General features: G+C 54.8%; 25 protein-coding genes. 24 read left to right on the top strand and 1 reads right to left on the bottom strand.

From position 1 onward, the window contains the following. The 9 genes from USG84_RS22895 to USG84_RS22855 form a co-directional block, all read left to right on the top strand. Window positions 1-276: transposase (locus USG84_RS22895; protein ID WP_320738468.1), on the top strand; the 276-nt coding region annotated here is incomplete at its 5' end. A gap of 317 nt (window positions 277-593) precedes the next feature. Then, entirely contained in the window at window positions 594-1,019 is a 426-nt protein-coding gene (locus tag USG84_RS24120) for a conjugation system SOS inhibitor PsiB family protein (RefSeq protein ID WP_123061118.1), read from the top strand. Then, window positions 982-1,227, top strand: coding sequence for a conjugation system SOS inhibitor PsiB family protein (locus tag USG84_RS22885; RefSeq protein ID WP_233469448.1), 246 nt, complete (start codon window positions 982-984; stop codon window positions 1,225-1,227). Before USG84_RS24120 ends, USG84_RS22885 begins: the two co-directional genes overlap by 38 nt. A 445-nt stretch (window positions 1,228-1,672) precedes the next feature. Then, on the top strand, window positions 1,673-2,047 hold the full coding sequence (locus USG84_RS22880) for a hypothetical protein (protein WP_095105040.1): 375 nt from the start codon (window positions 1,673-1,675) through the stop codon (window positions 2,045-2,047). Between the two features lie 50 nt (window positions 2,048-2,097). Further along, window positions 2,098-2,388, top strand: coding sequence for a hypothetical protein (locus tag USG84_RS22875; RefSeq protein WP_228717766.1), 291 nt, complete (start codon window positions 2,098-2,100; stop codon window positions 2,386-2,388). A gap of 46 nt (window positions 2,389-2,434) precedes the next feature. After that, window positions 2,435-2,779: a hypothetical protein gene (locus USG84_RS22870; protein ID WP_095105042.1), complete on the top strand. Its 345-nt coding sequence runs from the start codon at window positions 2,435-2,437 to the stop codon at window positions 2,777-2,779. An 85-nt stretch (window positions 2,780-2,864) separates the two neighbouring features. Next, window positions 2,865-3,128, top strand: coding sequence for a hypothetical protein (locus USG84_RS22865; RefSeq protein ID WP_008324174.1), 264 nt, complete (start codon window positions 2,865-2,867; stop codon window positions 3,126-3,128). 42 nt (window positions 3,129-3,170) lie between these two features. Next, window positions 3,171-4,001, top strand: a complete 831-nt coding sequence (locus tag USG84_RS22860; protein ID WP_123061121.1) for an N-6 DNA methylase — start codon at window positions 3,171-3,173, stop codon at window positions 3,999-4,001. Between the two features lie 628 nt (window positions 4,002-4,629). Then, on the top strand, window positions 4,630-5,160 hold the full coding sequence (locus USG84_RS22855; RefSeq protein WP_123061123.1) for an antirestriction protein: 531 nt from the start codon (window positions 4,630-4,632) through the stop codon (window positions 5,158-5,160). 46 nt (window positions 5,161-5,206) lie between these two features. Here USG84_RS22855 and USG84_RS22850 read toward each other — a convergent pair whose 3' ends face one another. Further along, window positions 5,207-5,683, bottom strand: a complete 477-nt coding sequence (locus tag USG84_RS22850) for a transglycosylase SLT domain-containing protein (RefSeq protein ID WP_151413349.1) — start codon at window positions 5,681-5,683, stop codon at window positions 5,207-5,209. A 431-nt stretch (window positions 5,684-6,114) separates the two neighbouring features. Here USG84_RS22850 and traM point away from each other — a divergent pair, with 431 nt between their 5' ends. The 15 genes from traM (at window position 6,115) to traW (ending at window position 16,793) form a co-directional block, all read left to right on the top strand. Then, the gene (traM, locus tag USG84_RS22845) at window positions 6,115-6,507 is read left to right on the top strand and encodes a conjugal transfer relaxosome DNA-binding protein TraM (protein WP_063925875.1); all 393 of its coding nucleotides are present in this window, start codon (window positions 6,115-6,117) and stop codon (window positions 6,505-6,507) included. Between the two features lie 188 nt (window positions 6,508-6,695). Next, complete coding sequence (locus USG84_RS22840; RefSeq protein WP_123061125.1) at window positions 6,696-7,385, top strand: PAS fold family protein; 690 nt, start codon at window positions 6,696-6,698, stop codon at window positions 7,383-7,385. 86 nt (window positions 7,386-7,471) lie between these two features. After that, window positions 7,472-7,696, top strand: a complete 225-nt coding sequence (locus USG84_RS22835) for a TraY domain-containing protein (protein ID WP_008324165.1) — start codon at window positions 7,472-7,474, stop codon at window positions 7,694-7,696. Window positions 7,697-7,753: 57 nt separating this feature from the next. Then, window positions 7,754-8,104: a type IV conjugative transfer system pilin TraA gene (gene traA, locus USG84_RS22830; RefSeq protein ID WP_123061126.1), complete on the top strand. Its 351-nt coding sequence runs from the start codon at window positions 7,754-7,756 to the stop codon at window positions 8,102-8,104. A 150-nt stretch (window positions 8,105-8,254) separates the two neighbouring features. Continuing rightward, window positions 8,255-8,560 (top strand): type IV conjugative transfer system protein TraL, encoded by a 306-nt coding sequence (gene traL / locus USG84_RS22825; RefSeq protein WP_060446825.1) that lies wholly within the window; start codon window positions 8,255-8,257, stop codon window positions 8,558-8,560. 14 nt (window positions 8,561-8,574) lie between these two features. Next, window positions 8,575-9,141: a type IV conjugative transfer system protein TraE gene (gene traE, locus USG84_RS22820; RefSeq protein ID WP_151413348.1), complete on the top strand. Its 567-nt coding sequence runs from the start codon at window positions 8,575-8,577 to the stop codon at window positions 9,139-9,141. Next, window positions 9,128-9,871 (top strand): type-F conjugative transfer system secretin TraK, encoded by a 744-nt coding sequence (gene traK, locus USG84_RS22815; RefSeq protein WP_151413346.1) that lies wholly within the window; start codon window positions 9,128-9,130, stop codon window positions 9,869-9,871. The genes traE and traK overlap by 14 nt, the downstream gene beginning before the upstream one ends. After that, window positions 9,858-11,252, top strand: a complete 1,395-nt coding sequence (gene traB, locus USG84_RS22810; protein ID WP_058670648.1) for an F-type conjugal transfer pilus assembly protein TraB — start codon at window positions 9,858-9,860, stop codon at window positions 11,250-11,252. The genes traK and traB overlap by 14 nt, the downstream gene beginning before the upstream one ends. A 21-nt stretch (window positions 11,253-11,273) precedes the next feature. After that, on the top strand, window positions 11,274-11,813 hold the full coding sequence (gene traV, locus USG84_RS22805; RefSeq protein WP_151413344.1) for a type IV conjugative transfer system lipoprotein TraV: 540 nt from the start codon (window positions 11,274-11,276) through the stop codon (window positions 11,811-11,813). 119 nt (window positions 11,814-11,932) lie between these two features. Next, entirely contained in the window at window positions 11,933-12,157 is a 225-nt protein-coding gene (locus USG84_RS22800) for a TraR/DksA C4-type zinc finger protein (RefSeq protein ID WP_045379436.1), read from the top strand. Between the two features lie 169 nt (window positions 12,158-12,326). Next, complete coding sequence (locus USG84_RS22795; protein WP_151413343.1) at window positions 12,327-12,623, top strand: hypothetical protein; 297 nt, start codon at window positions 12,327-12,329, stop codon at window positions 12,621-12,623. Continuing rightward, window positions 12,613-13,179, top strand: coding sequence for a conjugal transfer pilus-stabilizing protein TraP (traP, locus tag USG84_RS22790; RefSeq protein ID WP_045379430.1), 567 nt, complete (start codon window positions 12,613-12,615; stop codon window positions 13,177-13,179). The genes USG84_RS22795 and traP overlap by 11 nt, the downstream gene beginning before the upstream one ends. Next, window positions 13,172-15,802 carry a type IV secretion system protein TraC gene (traC, locus tag USG84_RS22785; protein ID WP_320738467.1) on the top strand — a complete coding sequence of 877 codons (2,631 nt, stop codon included), beginning with the start codon at window positions 13,172-13,174 and terminating at the stop codon, window positions 15,800-15,802. Before traP ends, traC begins: the two co-directional genes overlap by 8 nt. Next, the gene (trbI, locus tag USG84_RS22780; RefSeq protein WP_060446830.1) at window positions 15,799-16,146 is read left to right on the top strand and encodes a type-F conjugative transfer system protein TrbI; all 348 of its coding nucleotides are present in this window, start codon (window positions 15,799-15,801) and stop codon (window positions 16,144-16,146) included. Before traC ends, trbI begins: the two co-directional genes overlap by 4 nt. Next, window positions 16,146-16,793, top strand: a complete 648-nt coding sequence (gene traW / locus USG84_RS22775; RefSeq protein ID WP_060446831.1) for a type-F conjugative transfer system protein TraW — start codon at window positions 16,146-16,148, stop codon at window positions 16,791-16,793. Before trbI ends, traW begins: the two co-directional genes overlap by 1 nt. The last annotated feature ends 1 nt before the right edge of the window (window position 16,794 follow it).

The following is a 16,794-nucleotide window of genomic DNA, read 5'->3' as shown; positions in this document are numbered from 1 at the left end:
GACGTGCTGGCGTACTTCGGCTTCCCGAAAGCGCACCGGGTGAAAATCCACTCGACCAACACGCTGGAGCGCCTGAACAAAGAGGTGAAACGGCGTGCCGACGTAGTGGGCGTCTTCCCCAACGAAGACAGCATCATACGGCTTCTGGGTGCGGTCCTGACGGAGCAGAATGAAGAATGGTTGCTGCAGAACCGCTACCTGCCGCAACACAGCATGGCGGAGACAGACCAGCTCGCTGAAACCGAAGTAATCGACGCGCTGCCAATCAGCGCATAACAGGCTCATTGCCGGACCGGAAAGCTGTAACTGAATTTACACCACCTTGACGGACTCGACCTAATAGCTGTGATTACCGCGGGATATGGATATCTCATCATCAGTGTTTTTATGACCCGGAAGCGGGCATTTATTCTTCAGCTTTTGTCTCTTGCCGGACTCGGTGCGTTATTTTCATTTCTGGTGTTCAGGAGTGACAGTATGTGGTCAGGTGCTCCGGAAGTATCTCTGGCGATACTCATCGGCATGTTTACTGCGACGGTCATCTTTTACATGTTCTTTCTGCTTATTCGTGCCGTTGGTCGGCTAATACCCCAATGATATTCATGGTCAAAGGTGATGCAGAAACATGTGATGACGAACAGGAAGGTGGTAGCTCGACCAGACTATTATCGCGGAAAGTCTCACCGGTGAGTGTTGTTATTTCCCCTGCAAATCTTCGGGTCTGCAGGGGCCGGAGAGCAGTTGTAGTCTGCAGCTATAAAAGGAGACTGATTCTGAATAAAGGACTGACATTATCGGCGCTGGTTGCCATGACGCCGGAGGATTATGAGCTGTTTCGCTCTGATGGATGGACTTCACGCCAGGGGCTGACGCAGGCCGTTTTGCGGGCGCTGCTTTTGCCGGAGGGCTGGGTGGTTTCACCCGAATGCCACACTGAATACGATGGCGTATGGCCCGTTAGCCTGCGGTATGTTCCACCGCATGGCAGACACATGGTTCATGCTGACCAGCCCCGGTGAAGTCTGTGACCACTGGATGCTGTTGCTGCAGTCTGCCAGCGGACAGCGGATTAAATGTCTGCGCAGAATGCCGGTGCTGGACACTTTTCTGGTTAACAGACTGCTTCAGCGGGCTGATGTGCTGGATAAAAAGCGGTATACGCTGGCGGGTCTGGCTAATGAACTGGCTGTTTTCACAGAAACGGCAGAACGAGGGCGTCGTCCCTGAAGGGACACGGCTGTCGTGAACAGAGCCAGCAAGCTGTCTCTGCCCGGCCCTTCGGTAAACCTCAGGGCAGCGGGCTTCCATCCTGACGCAACGTCAAACCCTGCGCTTGCTGCGTCCGTAAACGGACGCGCCGCTTCACCCTGTCGGCGGTAAAACTGCCGACAGTCATCTGACGCCCCGTCGTTCCGCCGTGTCGGGTGTGTTCATCCTCTCCCTGTACCTCTGGTGAGCCCTCTCCCGTTAAGTCCCCGGGCGGAGGGCTGGTCGTAGCACCGTCGTGTCGTCATCCGAAGGGTGAAATGAACTCCGCCAAAACTTTTTGCGAAGGACCGCAAAAACTTTTGTCTCCGCCCTTCTCCTGCCGCCCCGCCGTCGCTCCTTTGCCCTTTGCCGCCAGGGAACTCACCGAGAGATGGATTAACCACCAGACAAGAGGAAAAGCAGAATGAACACACAGAACGTCAACGTCAAAACCGCCACCAAAGAATCTACCGAAAGATGGGTGAAAACCTCGTTCCTGCGTACTGATGGCTTTGTGCGCAATATCCATTCCCGTAACCCGTTCGATGTTATTCGCGCGGACGTGGTGCTGGCCCGTATGGAAATACAGGCTAACCGGGGGTGTGGCCTGCACTACGAGATTTATGAGTCCCGTCTGCTGGGTATGGCTATGCATTACCTGGCAGAACTGCCACTGAAAGACCGTCCTGTGTTTATGGGGGCGGCAGCGAAACGGGGTTACATGCTGACGACTGCGGAAGAAGAACGTGCCGATGGTGAATGTGCTGACCTGATGATCGAGCTGGCGGCGGATTACTGATTACTTAACCGGCTGGCGGCAGGGGATGCCGCCAGTCACAACGGAGAAACATGATGAGCAACAGCAACACGAACAGTACGTTCAGCTTCGACGCATGGGAGAAAAGCGCGCTCAGCGAGCTTGATACCCTGCAAAACCACGTCAGTAAAGCCCTGATGAAGTACCAGAGCAATACGGACAAAACGGCGCTGGGCGAGTCTGCAAACCGCTATATGGGCGAGCTCAGAACCGCTGTCACGCGCATCCTGAAAGCCACGCCAGCCATTCAGCAGAAAGTCGACGGGATTGCCGACATGCTGCACCTGATGGCGCATTTTTCCGGCATCACGCTCGACGAATAACCACCACGGCGAAATATCAACGCCATTAACCAGAAGGAGATAAACCATGCACTTAAATCTGACCGAATCCAGTGCCGAAGCAGGTATTTACGCGACCAGTGAGGCCGAACGCGCGTACTGGCTGAGCCGCGAAAAGTCATATCTGACCGCGCCCGTCGAAATCGACGTTCACGCCTTCCATGATGCGCTGGGGGTGATGTACCCGATGAACTGGCGCAGCAGTGAGAACGGCGAGTGTGAAACCTTCATGCTGGCGGAAATGGTCTGCGGCAATGTGACCGAAATCTACGCGCGGATCGGTATCCGTTATTACCGGATGCGTGACTACAGCAACCTTGACCACGCTGAGATTCTGGCACGCGTTAAGGAGGGAGTGCAGCGCCAGAAATGAGAAAAGCAGGCTTTCGCCTGCCTTAACCCGCCGGATTTACCCGCTTGCAACGATTAATCCGGCCTTCACCAAAAGGAACAAACCAATGCAATTCAGTGAAGTTTCGATTGTTACACCGACCGCCCTGTATGTCCAGATGCTTGAGGCGGAAAACGCACCCGTAAAAAAACAGGTGCGTATTAAACGCAGTGATATCGACCGTGACGACATCAGCGCCGAAATGCGGGCGCTGGGCCGTCACATAGCGCACTGCCGGAAGAAGGGGCGCGCCGTTCGTATTCCTGCCATGCGCGGGAGTGAGTGGGGGCAGGTGTTACGCACGCTCGAACTGAAGCGGGCATTTAACTGATAACTGAGCCGCTCCTTACGGGGCGGCATTTAAGGAGGAACTATGTCTCAACTCAGTTTTGCCCGCTTTTTTGACCAGGCGAAAGAGGCCGCACCAGTAACACCCGCTAAACCCGTCTTGCCCACAGTTAATGCGCAGCCGATACCGCACCGGATGATGACCATCGGGGAATCCCGCCGCCAGTTTGTCACCGTGTTCATGGACACCGCCCGCAGCCTGCGCCGCTGGGAGGTGTTCAGCGACTTTATCACGCTGGCGGCCAGTGAACTGGATATGGCGCAGATAAGAACGCCGGAGAACATTGAGCAGAGCCGTGAAATCTGCGCGAAGTACGGCGAGAGCGATATCAGCAATCTGCATACGCTTTTCTGCCTGATGGTCTGCGCACTGGAGGCCAAATTCCACGACTTCCTCGGCGCGATCTTCATGGAGCTTGAGCTTGGCGACGACCGCAACGGACAGTATTTCACGCCGTATCACGTCCAGTCACTGCTGGCGAGGCTGCTGATGCCGGACGTCGACGAAACGATACGCCGTGAGGGATTCGTGACCGTCAGCGATCCAGCAAGCGGTGCGGCGGGAATGATTGTGGCGTATGCGGAATATCTGTTGGAGGCGGGCTATAACCCGTCTGAGCATATGTTCGGAAGCTGCATCGATATTGATCCTGTTGCGGCCGATATGGCGTTTATTCAGCTTTCCCTGCTGGGTATTCCTGCCGAGGTGGTTACGGGCAATACGCTGACGATGCAGTTAAACAGGGTGCGGTATACGCCTGTGTACTACATCAACAACTTTGGTAAGCGGCTGGACGATCAGCGCCGTATCAGTGCCATGCGCGAATTTTTGCGCTGTATAAATGACGCTGCATAGCTATCCAGAAGGGCAGGGGAGTGTCCTGCCTTTCGTGGCATCAAAGGCCGCGCGCCTGCGGCGCAGAATAAGCAGGCTGCGCTGACGCGCTGCCTGCTTATTCCGGCGCGTGGTAGTCTGAAGTTCCTGTCTTTTGGCCAGGTGGTTAATATTCCTCATTCTCCTGCTGGCGATGGTCTTTATTATTCTGCCGTGGATATGATGGATATTATCCTTTCTTTTCCGGGCGTCGTCCCTGAAGGGACACGGCTGTCGTGAACGGAGCCGGTAAACCGTCTCCGCCCTTCGGGCGTCCATCCTGACGCAAATTCAAATTCACGCTTGCTGCATCCAGAATGGATGCGCCGCTTTCACCGTGGCGGTAATAAATTACCTCCACTCTGAAGCCCGTAACGGTAATTCGTCTTACGCCGATTTTACGTTACGGGATGTGTGCATTCTCCTGGTGTGACTATCGCCCGATTTCATCAGTTCGCGGAGGGCTGCTTTTAGCATCAGCCAGTAAGGAAATAAAGGGGTATATAAACGCTGCGCGCCCCTTTATTTCCTTACTGTCAGCTGCTCATTGCCCTTCGCCGCTCAGTGATGAAGTCGAACGATGTAATAACCCAATGAGGAGAAAACCAGAATGCACACATTAAACGTCAAAACCGCCACTCGTGAATCAGCCGAACAATTTAAAGTCGATAAACGCCAGCGCTACTCTGTTACAGATGGTGATGAACGTCTGGATTTTATTCCTGCGCTCTTTTTTACGCCTTCTGCTGATAACATGATTGCCAGCTGGTTACGTCAGCATTCAGATTATGATGGCGGTTTCTGGCGTTACTGGATTATTCCGCAGGGCACCGGAGGAAACGTGGCTCCGAACTGTGTCAGATTCACAACCGCGCAAACAGGATATATCGCACCGGAAGGAGAACAGCGCTATAACATGGTTATTCCCGGTAATTACTTTGAAGCAGAGGTCAGTGCCGATGCTGCCGGAATTATTGCGACCCTGATGATCATGAACTGGTTGTCCTGGCAGGTTGCAGATATGGGGCCTGAATATTCGAAAGTCTGTAAACACCTCGTCGCTCGTCAGGATGCACTGAAAGACTACATCAGTATCATAAAACACCCTGAAGCAGATTTAATTTTTCGGGCTATTGATTGACGACATAAATACTGGATGAATAAAAAGACCTCCTGTTGAGGTCTTTTTACTTTTTTGCAAGAGTCTGCGCTGTATTTTTATTATTCTTTATCGCCCGATATGTTGCCTCAATTTTTCTGGCATAGACATATCTTCTCTGCGCCTGTTCTTCTGTTTTCCTGAAACCTGCATTATAAGCGCCCACGGCCTGCCAGCTGACGCCCCACTTTTTGAATGCAATTGCAAGATAGTAAGCCCCGGTGTAGATATTCATACACGGATCGGAAATAAGGTGCTCCGGCTTTATTCCATAACGAGCCAGTTCGTTAAAGTGTTGGGAGTCCACCTGCATAAGTCCGGAGCCAAAGCCCGAAACAGGATTGTAGCCTTTAACGTCTGTGCGGAAGTTCGATTCATTCCAGGAGATTGCCCGAAGCAGATCCGGATCTATATGATAATCCCTTCCTGCCAGATCAAAACAATCAGCAGCGTTCAACATTCCAGAAAAAGCCAGCATTAAAAACGTAAGAGAAATCCGTTTCATTTCTTCCCTCCGGGCACCATGCCGGAAATACGTTAACCCATCCCATGCCCAGACTCAACTAATATGCACTCCTCACCACCAAAAGCACCACACCCCACGCAAAATTAAAATTTTGCTGATTGGCTCTTTAAATCATGCAGTTAGATAAAAAGTAATGTGAAATAATTTAATTTAATGTGTGTAAACAACTCGGTAGTGAGTTCTATTCGACTCGGTAAAAACTCTACTCAGAGTCATTTGTGACTATTTTTAATAAATCCATTGAGTTATGACTACGGCGAGTCTATATTCGAGTCGTGAATTTTTACAGTGTGTGTCGGCATGCAACTCGTCTGTTTTCTGGCAGAGAGTCTGTGCCGAGTCGTGCATTTTTAGCTTTTCAAAATATTCTGATGTACAGAAGTTTTGGAAATATAAATAAGGAGAAAATTATGGCCAGAGTTCAGGTCTATGTAAGCGATGAAGTGTCAGATAAAATAAGAGTAATCGCTGAAAAACGTCGCGCTGAAGGAGCGAGAGATAAAGATGTAAGTTTTTCTAGCATTGCATCAATGCTGGTCGAACTTGGTCTTCGGGTCTATGAAGCGCAGATGGAAAGAAAAGAGTCTTCCTTTAATCAGGCGCTCTATAATAAAACTATCCTTGAAAATGTAATGAAAACTCAATTTATTGTCAGCAAGCTGCTGGCGATGGAGTCGCTGAGTCCACATCTCGCAGGAAATGAAAAATTTGATTTCAGGGATATGGTTACGTGTATACGTGAAGATGTGCAACAGATTGTTGAAAAATTCTTCCCGCAGGAGGAAGAGTCTCAAGATAATTAGCTGAAAATGTTTGATAAATAGGGGTTGGAACTGCTGTTTTTGAGTGACTTTGGCGTCAGTAATTGATATATTTTATGCAGACATAAGTAAAATTTGATGCCCGCCATTCAATTTGGTGGGTCGCCGGTACACCGGGCTAGACCCCCGGGTGTACCGACTATACACAGAAACCTTTCAAGGAGGCTTCAATGCACCCGCGCGATCCTAGAGATCTCTCCCAATCAAGTCAATCATTAGATGATATTGTGAAGCGCTTTGATGCGCTCTATAAGTACTCACCTTTGCCTTTTTGCATTCGAGATCAATCCAGAAACACCATATATAAAAATGATGCATATTTAGATTTCTTCCACCCATTATCTAAGTGTTTTTCGGGTGTCAGTTTTGATCCTGATGAAGTAGAGCTTGATTTGTCGACAATTGAGTTGGAGGCCTTTGTTATGGGGCCAGATACAGCTATTTGTAGGACTTTTAATTTTAATGGTGAATTTTATCAGTTACGTGTTGAAATTCGCATGGTAAGTAAAGAATTATATGCTTTTTGGTTTGTTAATTACTTCCCGGATTATCAAGCATTATTCAATACCACGAATAGGAGTAAAAGTGATGAGTTTGATTTTGATATTTTCCTTTCGGGGTTGACAAATAAGAAAATGATTACGTTGTGTTTTTCAATTCTTGGTTTTCAACTTCATACAATGGCGCAATATTTAGGTGTTTCTGAAAAAGCAATTTCAAGCAGACTTTCTAGTGTGAAAAATGAGCTTGCGAAATATTTTACTGATTATGATGACTTCAGATTCTACTGCATGAGAATGGACGTATACAGAAAGGTGAGAATGGTTGTCCTTAAAGTTTTGAATGTTAAATTTATGTAAAAAATATAGTGGAATTTTTCGCGTATTGAATAAATTGTATTCAGTGTGTCACTATCCTGACGCAGGAATATGTTGAGAGGGAAAACATGATTAGACGTCACAGGCTTCGTGGCCCAACGGTAACTATGTCGATCTACCTTGACCCACAAACCGATCTTCTTATTTTGAAGGCGAAGGACAGAAGTGGTCGTTCTAAATCAGCTGAAGCGCTGATTCGGTTACGTGACCACCTGGAAAAATTCCCTGATTTCTATAACTCTGAAATGGCGGAGGTGATCCCAAACAATCTTGAACCCAAGTCACAAAACTAGTTTTTTAGGATTTTTATTTCAACAAATCTATCCGGTGTAATTAAAGGATTAATGAATATGACTGATGTGTCTGTTATTAACGCTGTACCCGCGACCCCTGCAAAGAAAAAACTCAGCAAAGTCGCGTTACTCAAAGCGCTGAAGTTTGCCCTGCCTGTCGCAGCCCTTGCTGCGTTTTTCCCTGAAACGGTTCTGGCCTCGACTGCGGGTAAAGATCTGATGGCCAGCGGCAATGAAACCGTTAAAGGAACATTTGGTAAAGATTCCAGTGTGGTTAAGTGGGTTATTCTTGCCGAAGTTCTGGTGGGGGCGGTGATGTATATGACGACCAAGAACCTCAAGTTCCTGGCGGGCTTTGCGATCCTGTCCGTATTCATCGCCGTAGGTATGTCTGTCGCAGGATACTGATATCCAGCGACAGCCGTTCAGAGCCACTTCCGACTATTAAATTCCGGTTTAATTCTGAATGCCCTTCACGAGCATTCACGGGAGGGCTTTGCCTGTAATCCGGCTGGCAGGTATTTCCATACTGCCAGCTGTACCGGAGACGGAACATATATGGCAGATGAATCTCTCAAAAAATATCGCTTTCCCGAAACCCTGACGAATCAGAGCCGCTGGTTTGGCCTTCCTGTGGATGAACTTATTCCGGCCATTATCTGCCTGGGGTGGGGATTCTGGACCCAGCATTATATTCCCGGAATTATCGCTGCCGTACTGGCCTATCTCGGAATCAAAAAGCTCAAGAAAGGGCGGGGCAGTTCATGGCTGCGGGACCTGGTCTACTGGTATATGCCGACCGTTCTTCTCAGGGGAATATTTCACGATGTTCCCGACTCATGCTACCGCCAGTGGATTAAATAGACAGGAATAATCAGATGGAACACGGAGCACGATTAAGTACACAGCGGGTTATTGCCATCGGCTTTATTGCCATGGGGGTGGTTATTCTGGGAAGCATCACCACCAATGTTATTCAGGCCGTCAACAACTACCGCCTTCAGAATGAGCAGAAGTCTGTCGTCACGCCAATGCTTTTCAACGCGCCGTTTGCCGTGTCGCAGAACCAGGCAGATGCCTCCTACCTGCAGCAGATGGCCCTGTCGCTTATCGCCCTTCGCCTGAATGTCACCCCGGAGACCGTTGATGCCTCTCATGAGCAGCTGCTGGCCTATGTCAAACCTGCGGCGCAGAACGAGCTGAAAATCCGGCTTGCTGAAGATGCGAAGCGCATTAAGGACAACAACGTTAACTCGTCTTTTTATATAACCAGCGTGAAGGTTTACCCGGCAAGCAGCCGCGTGGACGTGCGGGGCCAGCTGAAGACCTGGATAGGCGACTCGAAAGCGTATCCCGAGCTGAAACAGTACGTTCTCAAGTTCGAGCGTGAGGACGGCATCAGCTGGCTCAGTCACTTCGGAGAAATCACCGATGAACAAAAATAGTCGCCGTGCGCTGCTGGCGTTGCTGATGCTCGCGTCCGGTCAGACGGTCGCCGCACCCGCTGCGCTTTCTGCCACGATTGTTCCGCTGACGAACGGCGGACAGGCCAGCATCGCGGTCAGCAACACCGACCCGAACCTTTTTACGGTCGCAGGTGACCGCGTGACGGCCCTGACCAGCCTCGACGGTGAGCTGACGCGGCAGGAGCAGACGGCAAGCGGCGGTGTGATTGTCAGCACTCTCAACAAAAAGCCCTTCACGTTCATTCTGGAAACCGAACGCGGCCTCAACTTCTCGGTACAGGCCGTGCCGCGTGCGGGCGCGGGGCGAACCATCCGGCTGGTCAGCGAGCTGTCCGGCACGGGCGAAGCGGCGCGCATCTGGGAAGAGTCTTCCCCCTACGAGGCCACGCTGGTTTCCCTGAGCCAGCATCTGCTGGGCGGGCAGCTGCCGTCCGGCTGGCAGGCTATTCCCGTCACGCATGAAGCCCTCACCGCCCCCGCCGGACTGTCTGCAGTCCCGGAGCGTGTCTGGGTGGGCAATCACCTTAAGGTGGTGCGCTTTCGCGTCACCAACAATACCGGGATGGCCCGCAACATCGCGGAAAGCGACTTCTGGCAGAGCGGCATTCGCGGCGTGCTGTTTGGTGAAGCCTCGCGTCAGCTGATGGCGGGCGGCGCCCTGCAGGTCTTCATTATCAGCAGCGGAGGTGCGGCTGATGGCCAGCATTAATTCAGTGGTGAAGCGCAAGCAGTTTATCTGGCTGGGTATCGTGCTGGCGACCGTGGGCGTGGTGGGCGGCGGCGGCTGGTATCTGGCGGATGCACGCTACGAGGGCAGCAGCGATGCGGCAGCCGCCGGCGAGCCTGCACCCGATATGACCGGCGTGGTGGACAGCACCTTTGACCAGAAGGTGCAGCAGCATGCCACGACCGAGATGCAGGCTACCGCCTCCGAGATGCAGAAGCAGTATGCCGAAATGCGCCGCGAGCTTGAGCTGCTCAGCAAGGGGCAGGCAGGCTATCAGCACCAGATTGACAAACTCAGTCAGGATAATGCGGCGCTTTCCGCTCAGGTCAGCGCGCTGGGGGCGAAACCCGTCACCGCATCGGGTGAGCCGGCCCCGCAGCCGCCAGTGCCTGCGCCGGGGCCTGAAGGTGAGCCGCAGCCGACCGGTTTCCCGCCGCAGACGGGGGCCGTCCCGCCGCCGACCGCGTTCTATCCGGGTAACGGCGTCACGCCGCCGGCGCAGGTACAGTACCAGCCCATTCCCGTACCCAACCAGCTGCGCCGGCAGTCTTTTGCCCGCAGCGACGAGAGCAAAGGTCCGTCCCTGCCGTACATCCCGTCGGGCAGCTTCGCCAAATCGATGCTGATTGAGGGGGCTGATGCCAACGCCTCCGTAACCGGTAACGAGTCCACGGTGCCGATGCAGCTGCGCATTACGGGCAGGGTGGAAATGCCCAACAGCAAAAGCTACGACCTGACCGGCTGCTTCATTGGGCTTGAGGCCTGGGGCGACGTGTCCAGCGAACGCGCCATCGTACGCACCCGCAACATCAGCTGCCTGAAGCACGGCGTCACCATCGACCAGCCCATTGCCGGACACGTGAGCTTCCGGGGTAAAAACGGCATCAAGGGCGAAGTGGTGATGCGAAACGGCAAAATCCTCGGCTGGGCATGGGGTGCGGGTTTTGTTGACGGCATCGGTCAGGGGGTGCAGACCGCGTCCCAGCCTTCGGTCGGACTCGGCGCCACTGCATCCCTCGGCGCGGGTGACGTGATGAAGATGGGGATTGGCGGAGGCGCCTCCAAAGCCGCCCAGACCCTCAGCGACTACTACATCAAACGCGCAGAGCAGTACCACCCCGTCATTCCTATTGGGGCGGGTAACGAAGTGACCGTTGTCTTTCAGGACGGTTTTCAGCTGAAAACCATTGAAGAGCTGGCGCACGAGAATGACAGAAGCAAAGCGGAGGGCAGCGACCGCAGTCCGGTTCCGCCGCCGTCAGTCCCGCAGGGCGGCATGAACGGGTTCAGTACCGACCAGATGCTCAACCAGCTGGGCAGGCTTAACCAGAGCCAGTTTATGCCGAAGGCCGACTCACAATAACCCCACGTAAAGGAACCGCAAATGAACAAGACAGTGCCTGTTGCGCTCACGCTGGCCAGTCTCCTGACGCTGTCGGGATGTGCCGGTACAACGAGCGATTTTGAGTGTAACGCGACGACATCCGACACCTGCATGACCATCGAGCAGGCCAATGAGAAAGCCAAGCGACTGGAGGAGGCCAGCACGGTAAAGCCGGGTGCGACATCGCTGCCACGCCTGGCTGAGGGTAATTTCCGGACCCGGTCCGTGCAGCCCCTCACGCTGGCGGCTGAACCGGTGCATGCCATCGCATCCAGAAATACACCGCTGACGGGCGCGCCAACTCTCCCCCGCCCGCAGCCGCACTCAGCCTCACGGGCGCCGCTCTCCACGGTCACGCCGGTTACTGTGCCGCCGCCAGGGCGCGAGTCCATCGTAGACCCGAGGCCGCTTCGCGTCGGTGAAAAGACGGCCGGGCTGTGGATCGCGCCCTATATCGATACGCAGGACGTTTATCACCAGCCGACGCGGGTGTTTTTTGTTGTGAAACCCTCAGCGTGGGGAACCCCGCGCGTTAACTGAAACCTGAACCGCCACCGCGTGTGGCACCCATTTTAACAATCTGTCGTTATCACGCGTGCCCTGAAACGTGAAAAGGGATGGGCGGTAGCGTGTCCGGACAGTGTGAGCAGGGAGCGTTGATGGCAGACGAACTCGATCTCCTGCAGGAGCAGGACGAATTGCTGAACCAGCTTCATATACAGGCCGCGAGGCAGCGATCCTGCCTGCAGGGCAAAAGCCGTAAACGGTGCGAATGCTGTGGCAATCGCATCCCCCTCAGGCGGCAGCAGGCCATCCCGGGCGTGTGTACCTGTACGGAATGCCAGCGGGCTTTTGAAATACGACAAAAACAGTATCTGAGGTGACCGATGAGTAAAGCAATCTCCGGGCAGGGCAATTTTATGGTCCCGGGCAGCACGGGAAGCGGTAAGACGGTTTTCTGCGCTCAGATAGTACAGGCGCTTCTGTCAGGAAAGCGTTCTGACAGCGGGTGCAAACTCATTGAGAAAAAAGACAACGATTCAGGAGAGCGCCATGACAACCAGGGATAACGGTGGTCCGGGGAAAACCCGTCACCTTAACGATATTGCGGCCTGCTGCGAGGCGCAGGGGATGCGTGTCATCTGTGTTAATGCCGCAGAGTGCGACTCAGGTTCCGATATGGGCGTAACAAAACAGCATATGGCCCGGGTTTTCCTGGCGAAGTCTGACGTCAGCCAGATTAAAGCGCTGTACAGCGGTGAGGACGGGGAGAGGCTGGCGAAGGCTATCAGACACAACTGCAGCGTCTGGTTTCCGCTGAATCCCGGAGGTAACGGGAATGATGCTTAAGCTTCTGTCCGTCCTGCTGTATTGCCTTAGATGGCTTGCCTGGGCTTTTCACTATCTGATTATCTGGCCTGCCGCCACGCTGATGCTGCTGGTTGCCATGCTTTTGTGGATGGAGAACACCACGCCCGGAGAGGCGATGGCGCAGGAAATTATAGCCGTCACGCATAACGTCAGCAGTGGCGAGTTTCGTATTGCGGCCTGCCGCGATGAACCTTTAGACCCCTTTATACCGCCAGCCCCGCAGGGCAAGTCCTCCGGCCTCACGCTGCATGATGCTCCCTCAGCTGTCTGCCATAACCGGGGCAGCGTCGTCACCGATGCTAAAGGATATGCCGGTCATGTTGACGGATCGCTGAGTGCGTTTAAGTTGCTGTGGATTGTGATGGCCATTGTGTTTTCAGGGGCGGCGCTGCTTATGGGATGCCGTCCGTATTTCTGCCTGTACGGTCAGATGCGCTCAGCGCGTTTTCGCTACGGTATCCCTGCCAGCCGCCCGGCCCCTGCGACGGAAACGGTAAAAACGGCCGACAATAAAAAGGAGGATAACCGTGAGTAATCCACTGGATACCGTCACCCGCACGGTCAACTCGCTGCTGACGGCGCTGAAGATGCCCGATGCGTCCTCTGAGGCGAACGATGTCCTCGGGCAGATGCGCTTCCCGCAGTTCAGCCGTGTGCTGCCGTACCGCGACTACGATGCGGAAACCGGCCTCTTCATGAACGAGAAGACGATGGGCTTTATGCTGGAGGCGCCGCCCATCAACGGCGCCAACGAAACTATCGTGTCGTCGCTGGAAAACCTGATGCGCACCAAGCTGCCCCGTGAGGTGCCGGTGGCCGTTCACCTGGTGTCCAGCCATCTGGTGGGTCAGGATATCGAGTATGGCCTGCGCGAGCTCTCCTGGACGGGGGAAAAGGCCGATACGTTCAACGCCATCACCCGCGCCTACTATCTCAGGGCCGCAGAAGAAGGGTTCCCGCTGCCCGATCACCTCAACCTGCCGCTGACCCTGCGTAACTACCGGGTGTACATCTCCTGCTGCGTCCCCCGTAAGCGCGGAAGTAAGGCCAGCGTGATGGAGATGGAAAACCAGGTCAAAATCATCCGCGCTTCGCTGCAGGGGGCGCAGATAGCCACCCGCAGCGTGGACGCGGATGCCTTTATCCGCATTGCGGGCGAAATGATTAACCACAACCCGGATGCGTTGTATCCCACCGAACGGGAACTGGACCCGCTCAAGGATCTGAACTACCAGTGCGTGGACGATACCTTTGACCTGAAGGTGAAGGCCGACTACATGACGCTGGGGCTGCGCGGTAACGGTCGCAACAGCACCGCGCGCATCATGAACTTCCAGCTGACCAAAAATCCGGAGCTGGCCTTCCTCTGGAATATGGCCGACAACTACAGCAACCTTCTCAACCCGGAACTGTCCGTTTCGTGCCCGTTTATCCTGACGCTCGTCCTCAGCGTGGAAGACCAGGTAAAGGCGCAGAACGAGGCCAACCTGAAGTTCATGGATCTTGAGAAGAAGTCCAAGACCAGCTACGCCAAGTTCTTCCCGGGCGTGGCGCAGGAGGCAAAAGAGTGGGGCGATCTGCGCCAGCGCCTGTCGTCCGGGCAGTCCTCGCTGGTGAGCTATTTTCTGAACGTGACCCTCTTCTGCCGCGATGACCAGGAAACTGCGCTGAAGGTCGAGCAGGACGTGCTGAACAGCTTTCGCAAAAATGGCTTCGAGCTGATTTCCCCGCGCTTTAACCATATGCGCAATTTTCTCGTGAATCTGCCGTTTATGGCGGGCGGCGGCCTCTTTAAGCAGCTGCGCGAGTCCGGCGTGCTGCAGCGCGCCGAAAGCTTTAATGTCGCCAATCTGATGCCAGTGGTGGCGGACAGCCCGCTGGCCACTTCCGGCCTGCTGGCGCCGACCTACCGCAACCAGTTGGCGTTTATCGACCTGTTCAGCCGCGGCATGGGTAACACCAACTTCAATATGGCGGTCTGTGGCACCTCCGGCGCGGGGAAAACCGGGCTTATCCAGCCCCTGATACGCAGCGTCATCGACTCCGGCGGCTTCGCCGTGGTGTTCGACATGGGCGACGGCTACAAGTCCCTGTGCGAGAACATGGGCGGTGTCTACCTCGACGGCGAGACGCTGAAGTTTAACCCGTTCGCTAACGTCACCGACGATACCATCGATGAGATGGCCGAACGCCTGCGGGACCAGCTGTCCGTGATGGCCAGCCCCAACGGCAACCTGGACGAGGTGCACGAAGGTCTGCTGCTCAAGGCGGTGAAGGCCACCTGGCTTACGAAGAAAAACCAGGCGCGCATTGACGACGTGGTGGACTACCTGATGATGGCCCGCGACAGCGAGGAGTACAGCGGATCGCCAACCATCCGCAGCCGCCTCGATGAGATGGTGGTGTTGCTGACCCAGTACACCCGCGACGGGGTGTACGGCAGTTACTTTAACTCCGACGAACCGTCCCTGAAGGACGAAGCCCGGATGGTGGTGCTTGAGCTCGGCGGACTGGAGGACAGGCCGTCCCTTCTGGTGGCGGTGATGTTCTCGCTCATTCTCTACATTGAGAACCGCATGTACCGCACGCCGCGCAGCCTGAAGAAGCTCAACGTGATAGACGAAGGCTGGCGCCTGCTGGACTTCAAAAATAACAAGGTCGGGGCGTTTATCGAGAAGGGCTACCGTACCGCCCGTCGCCATACCGGTTCGTACATCACCATTACGCAGAACATCGTCGACTTTGACTCGGAAACGGCCTCCAGCGCCGCCCGCGCGGCATGGGGTAACTCGTCCTACAAAATTATCCTCAAGCAGTCGGCTAAAGAGTTCGCCAAGTACAACCAGCTGTACCCGGACCAGTATTCGCAGCTGCAGCGCGACATGATTAAGGGTTTTGGCAGCGCGAAGGACAACTGGTTCAGCAGCTTTATGCTGTCGGTTGAGCACCTGACGTCCTGGCACCGCCTGTTCGTCGATCCGCTCAGCCGGGCAATGTACTCCTCGGACGGTCCGGACTTTGAATTTCTGCAGCAGCGACGCCGGGAGGGGCTGAGTATTCACGAAGCCGTCTGGGAGCTGGCGTGGAAAAAATCCGGGCCGGAAATGGCCGCGCTGGAGCGCTGGCTTCACGAGCATGAAGGGAAGACCATCTCATGAAAAAACACGTACTCATTAACGCCGCGCTGATTGCCGGCATGCTGGCTGCGAGCGCAGGCGTCAGCTGGCTGGTCTGCCAGCTTAACCGTCCTGTGGTTGTGGCCTTCAACATGAAATCCACGGTGGATGCCTTCTTTGACAGCGCCGGTCGCCGTTCGCTGGACGAGGCGCAGACAAAAGCACTCTCAGACCGCTTTAACGCGTCACTGGAGGCCAGCCTCCGGGACTGGCAGATCCGCCATCGTGCCCTCATCCTTGTCGCACCTGCCGTGGTGCAGGGGGCGCCGGATATCACGCGTGAAATCCAGTCTGACGTGGCCCGCCGGATGAAGGAGGGGGCGTGATGCGCGCCCTTGCCCTGGGCCTGACGCTGCTGACCGGCAGCGTGACGGCCGCTGACCTCGGGACGTGGGGCGACCTCTGGCCGGTGGCGGAGCCGGATATGCTGACCGTTATCGAAAGCCGGCTGCAGACGCTGGCGCAGTCCGGCGAGATGGACAAAAAGATGGCGGAGTTTAAGGCACGCGTGGTGCGCAACAGCCAGCGCCCGCCTGCCGTTGAGGGAATAACCCGCGCGGTGCGCTACGAGCGGCGCTGGTTTGACCCGAGCGTGCGGGTGGACAAGGCGCTTGCCGACGACAGGGGCAACGTGTTTGCTCAGGCCGGGCAGGTCTTTAATCCGCTTGATGTGGTGCCGTTTAACGAAACCCTGCTGTTTATCAACGGCGACGATGCGGAGCAGCTCGCGTGGGTACAGCGACAGAAGCCTGACACCCTGATCACCCGCATCATTCTGGTTCAGGGCAACATTCCGCAGACGTCGGAGAAGCTCGACAGCCGCATTTTCTTCGACCAGAACGGGGTGCTGACCGCCCGGTTCGGCATAAGCCAGGTGCCGGCGCGGGTAACGGCGGCACCCAGCGGGAAGCGCCTTCAGGTGGAAATTATTCCGCCCGATATGGAGCAGTATGACGCAGGAGGTGCCCGGTGAA

Origin of the sequence: Enterobacter sp. 168J2 (assembly GCF_034107265.1) — a bacterium.
Classification (GTDB): domain Bacteria; phylum Pseudomonadota; class Gammaproteobacteria; order Enterobacterales; family Enterobacteriaceae; genus Enterobacter; species Enterobacter nematophilus.
The sequence above is the reverse complement of the archived record's forward strand: the minus strand, read 5'-3'. Positions and strand labels throughout refer to the sequence as shown.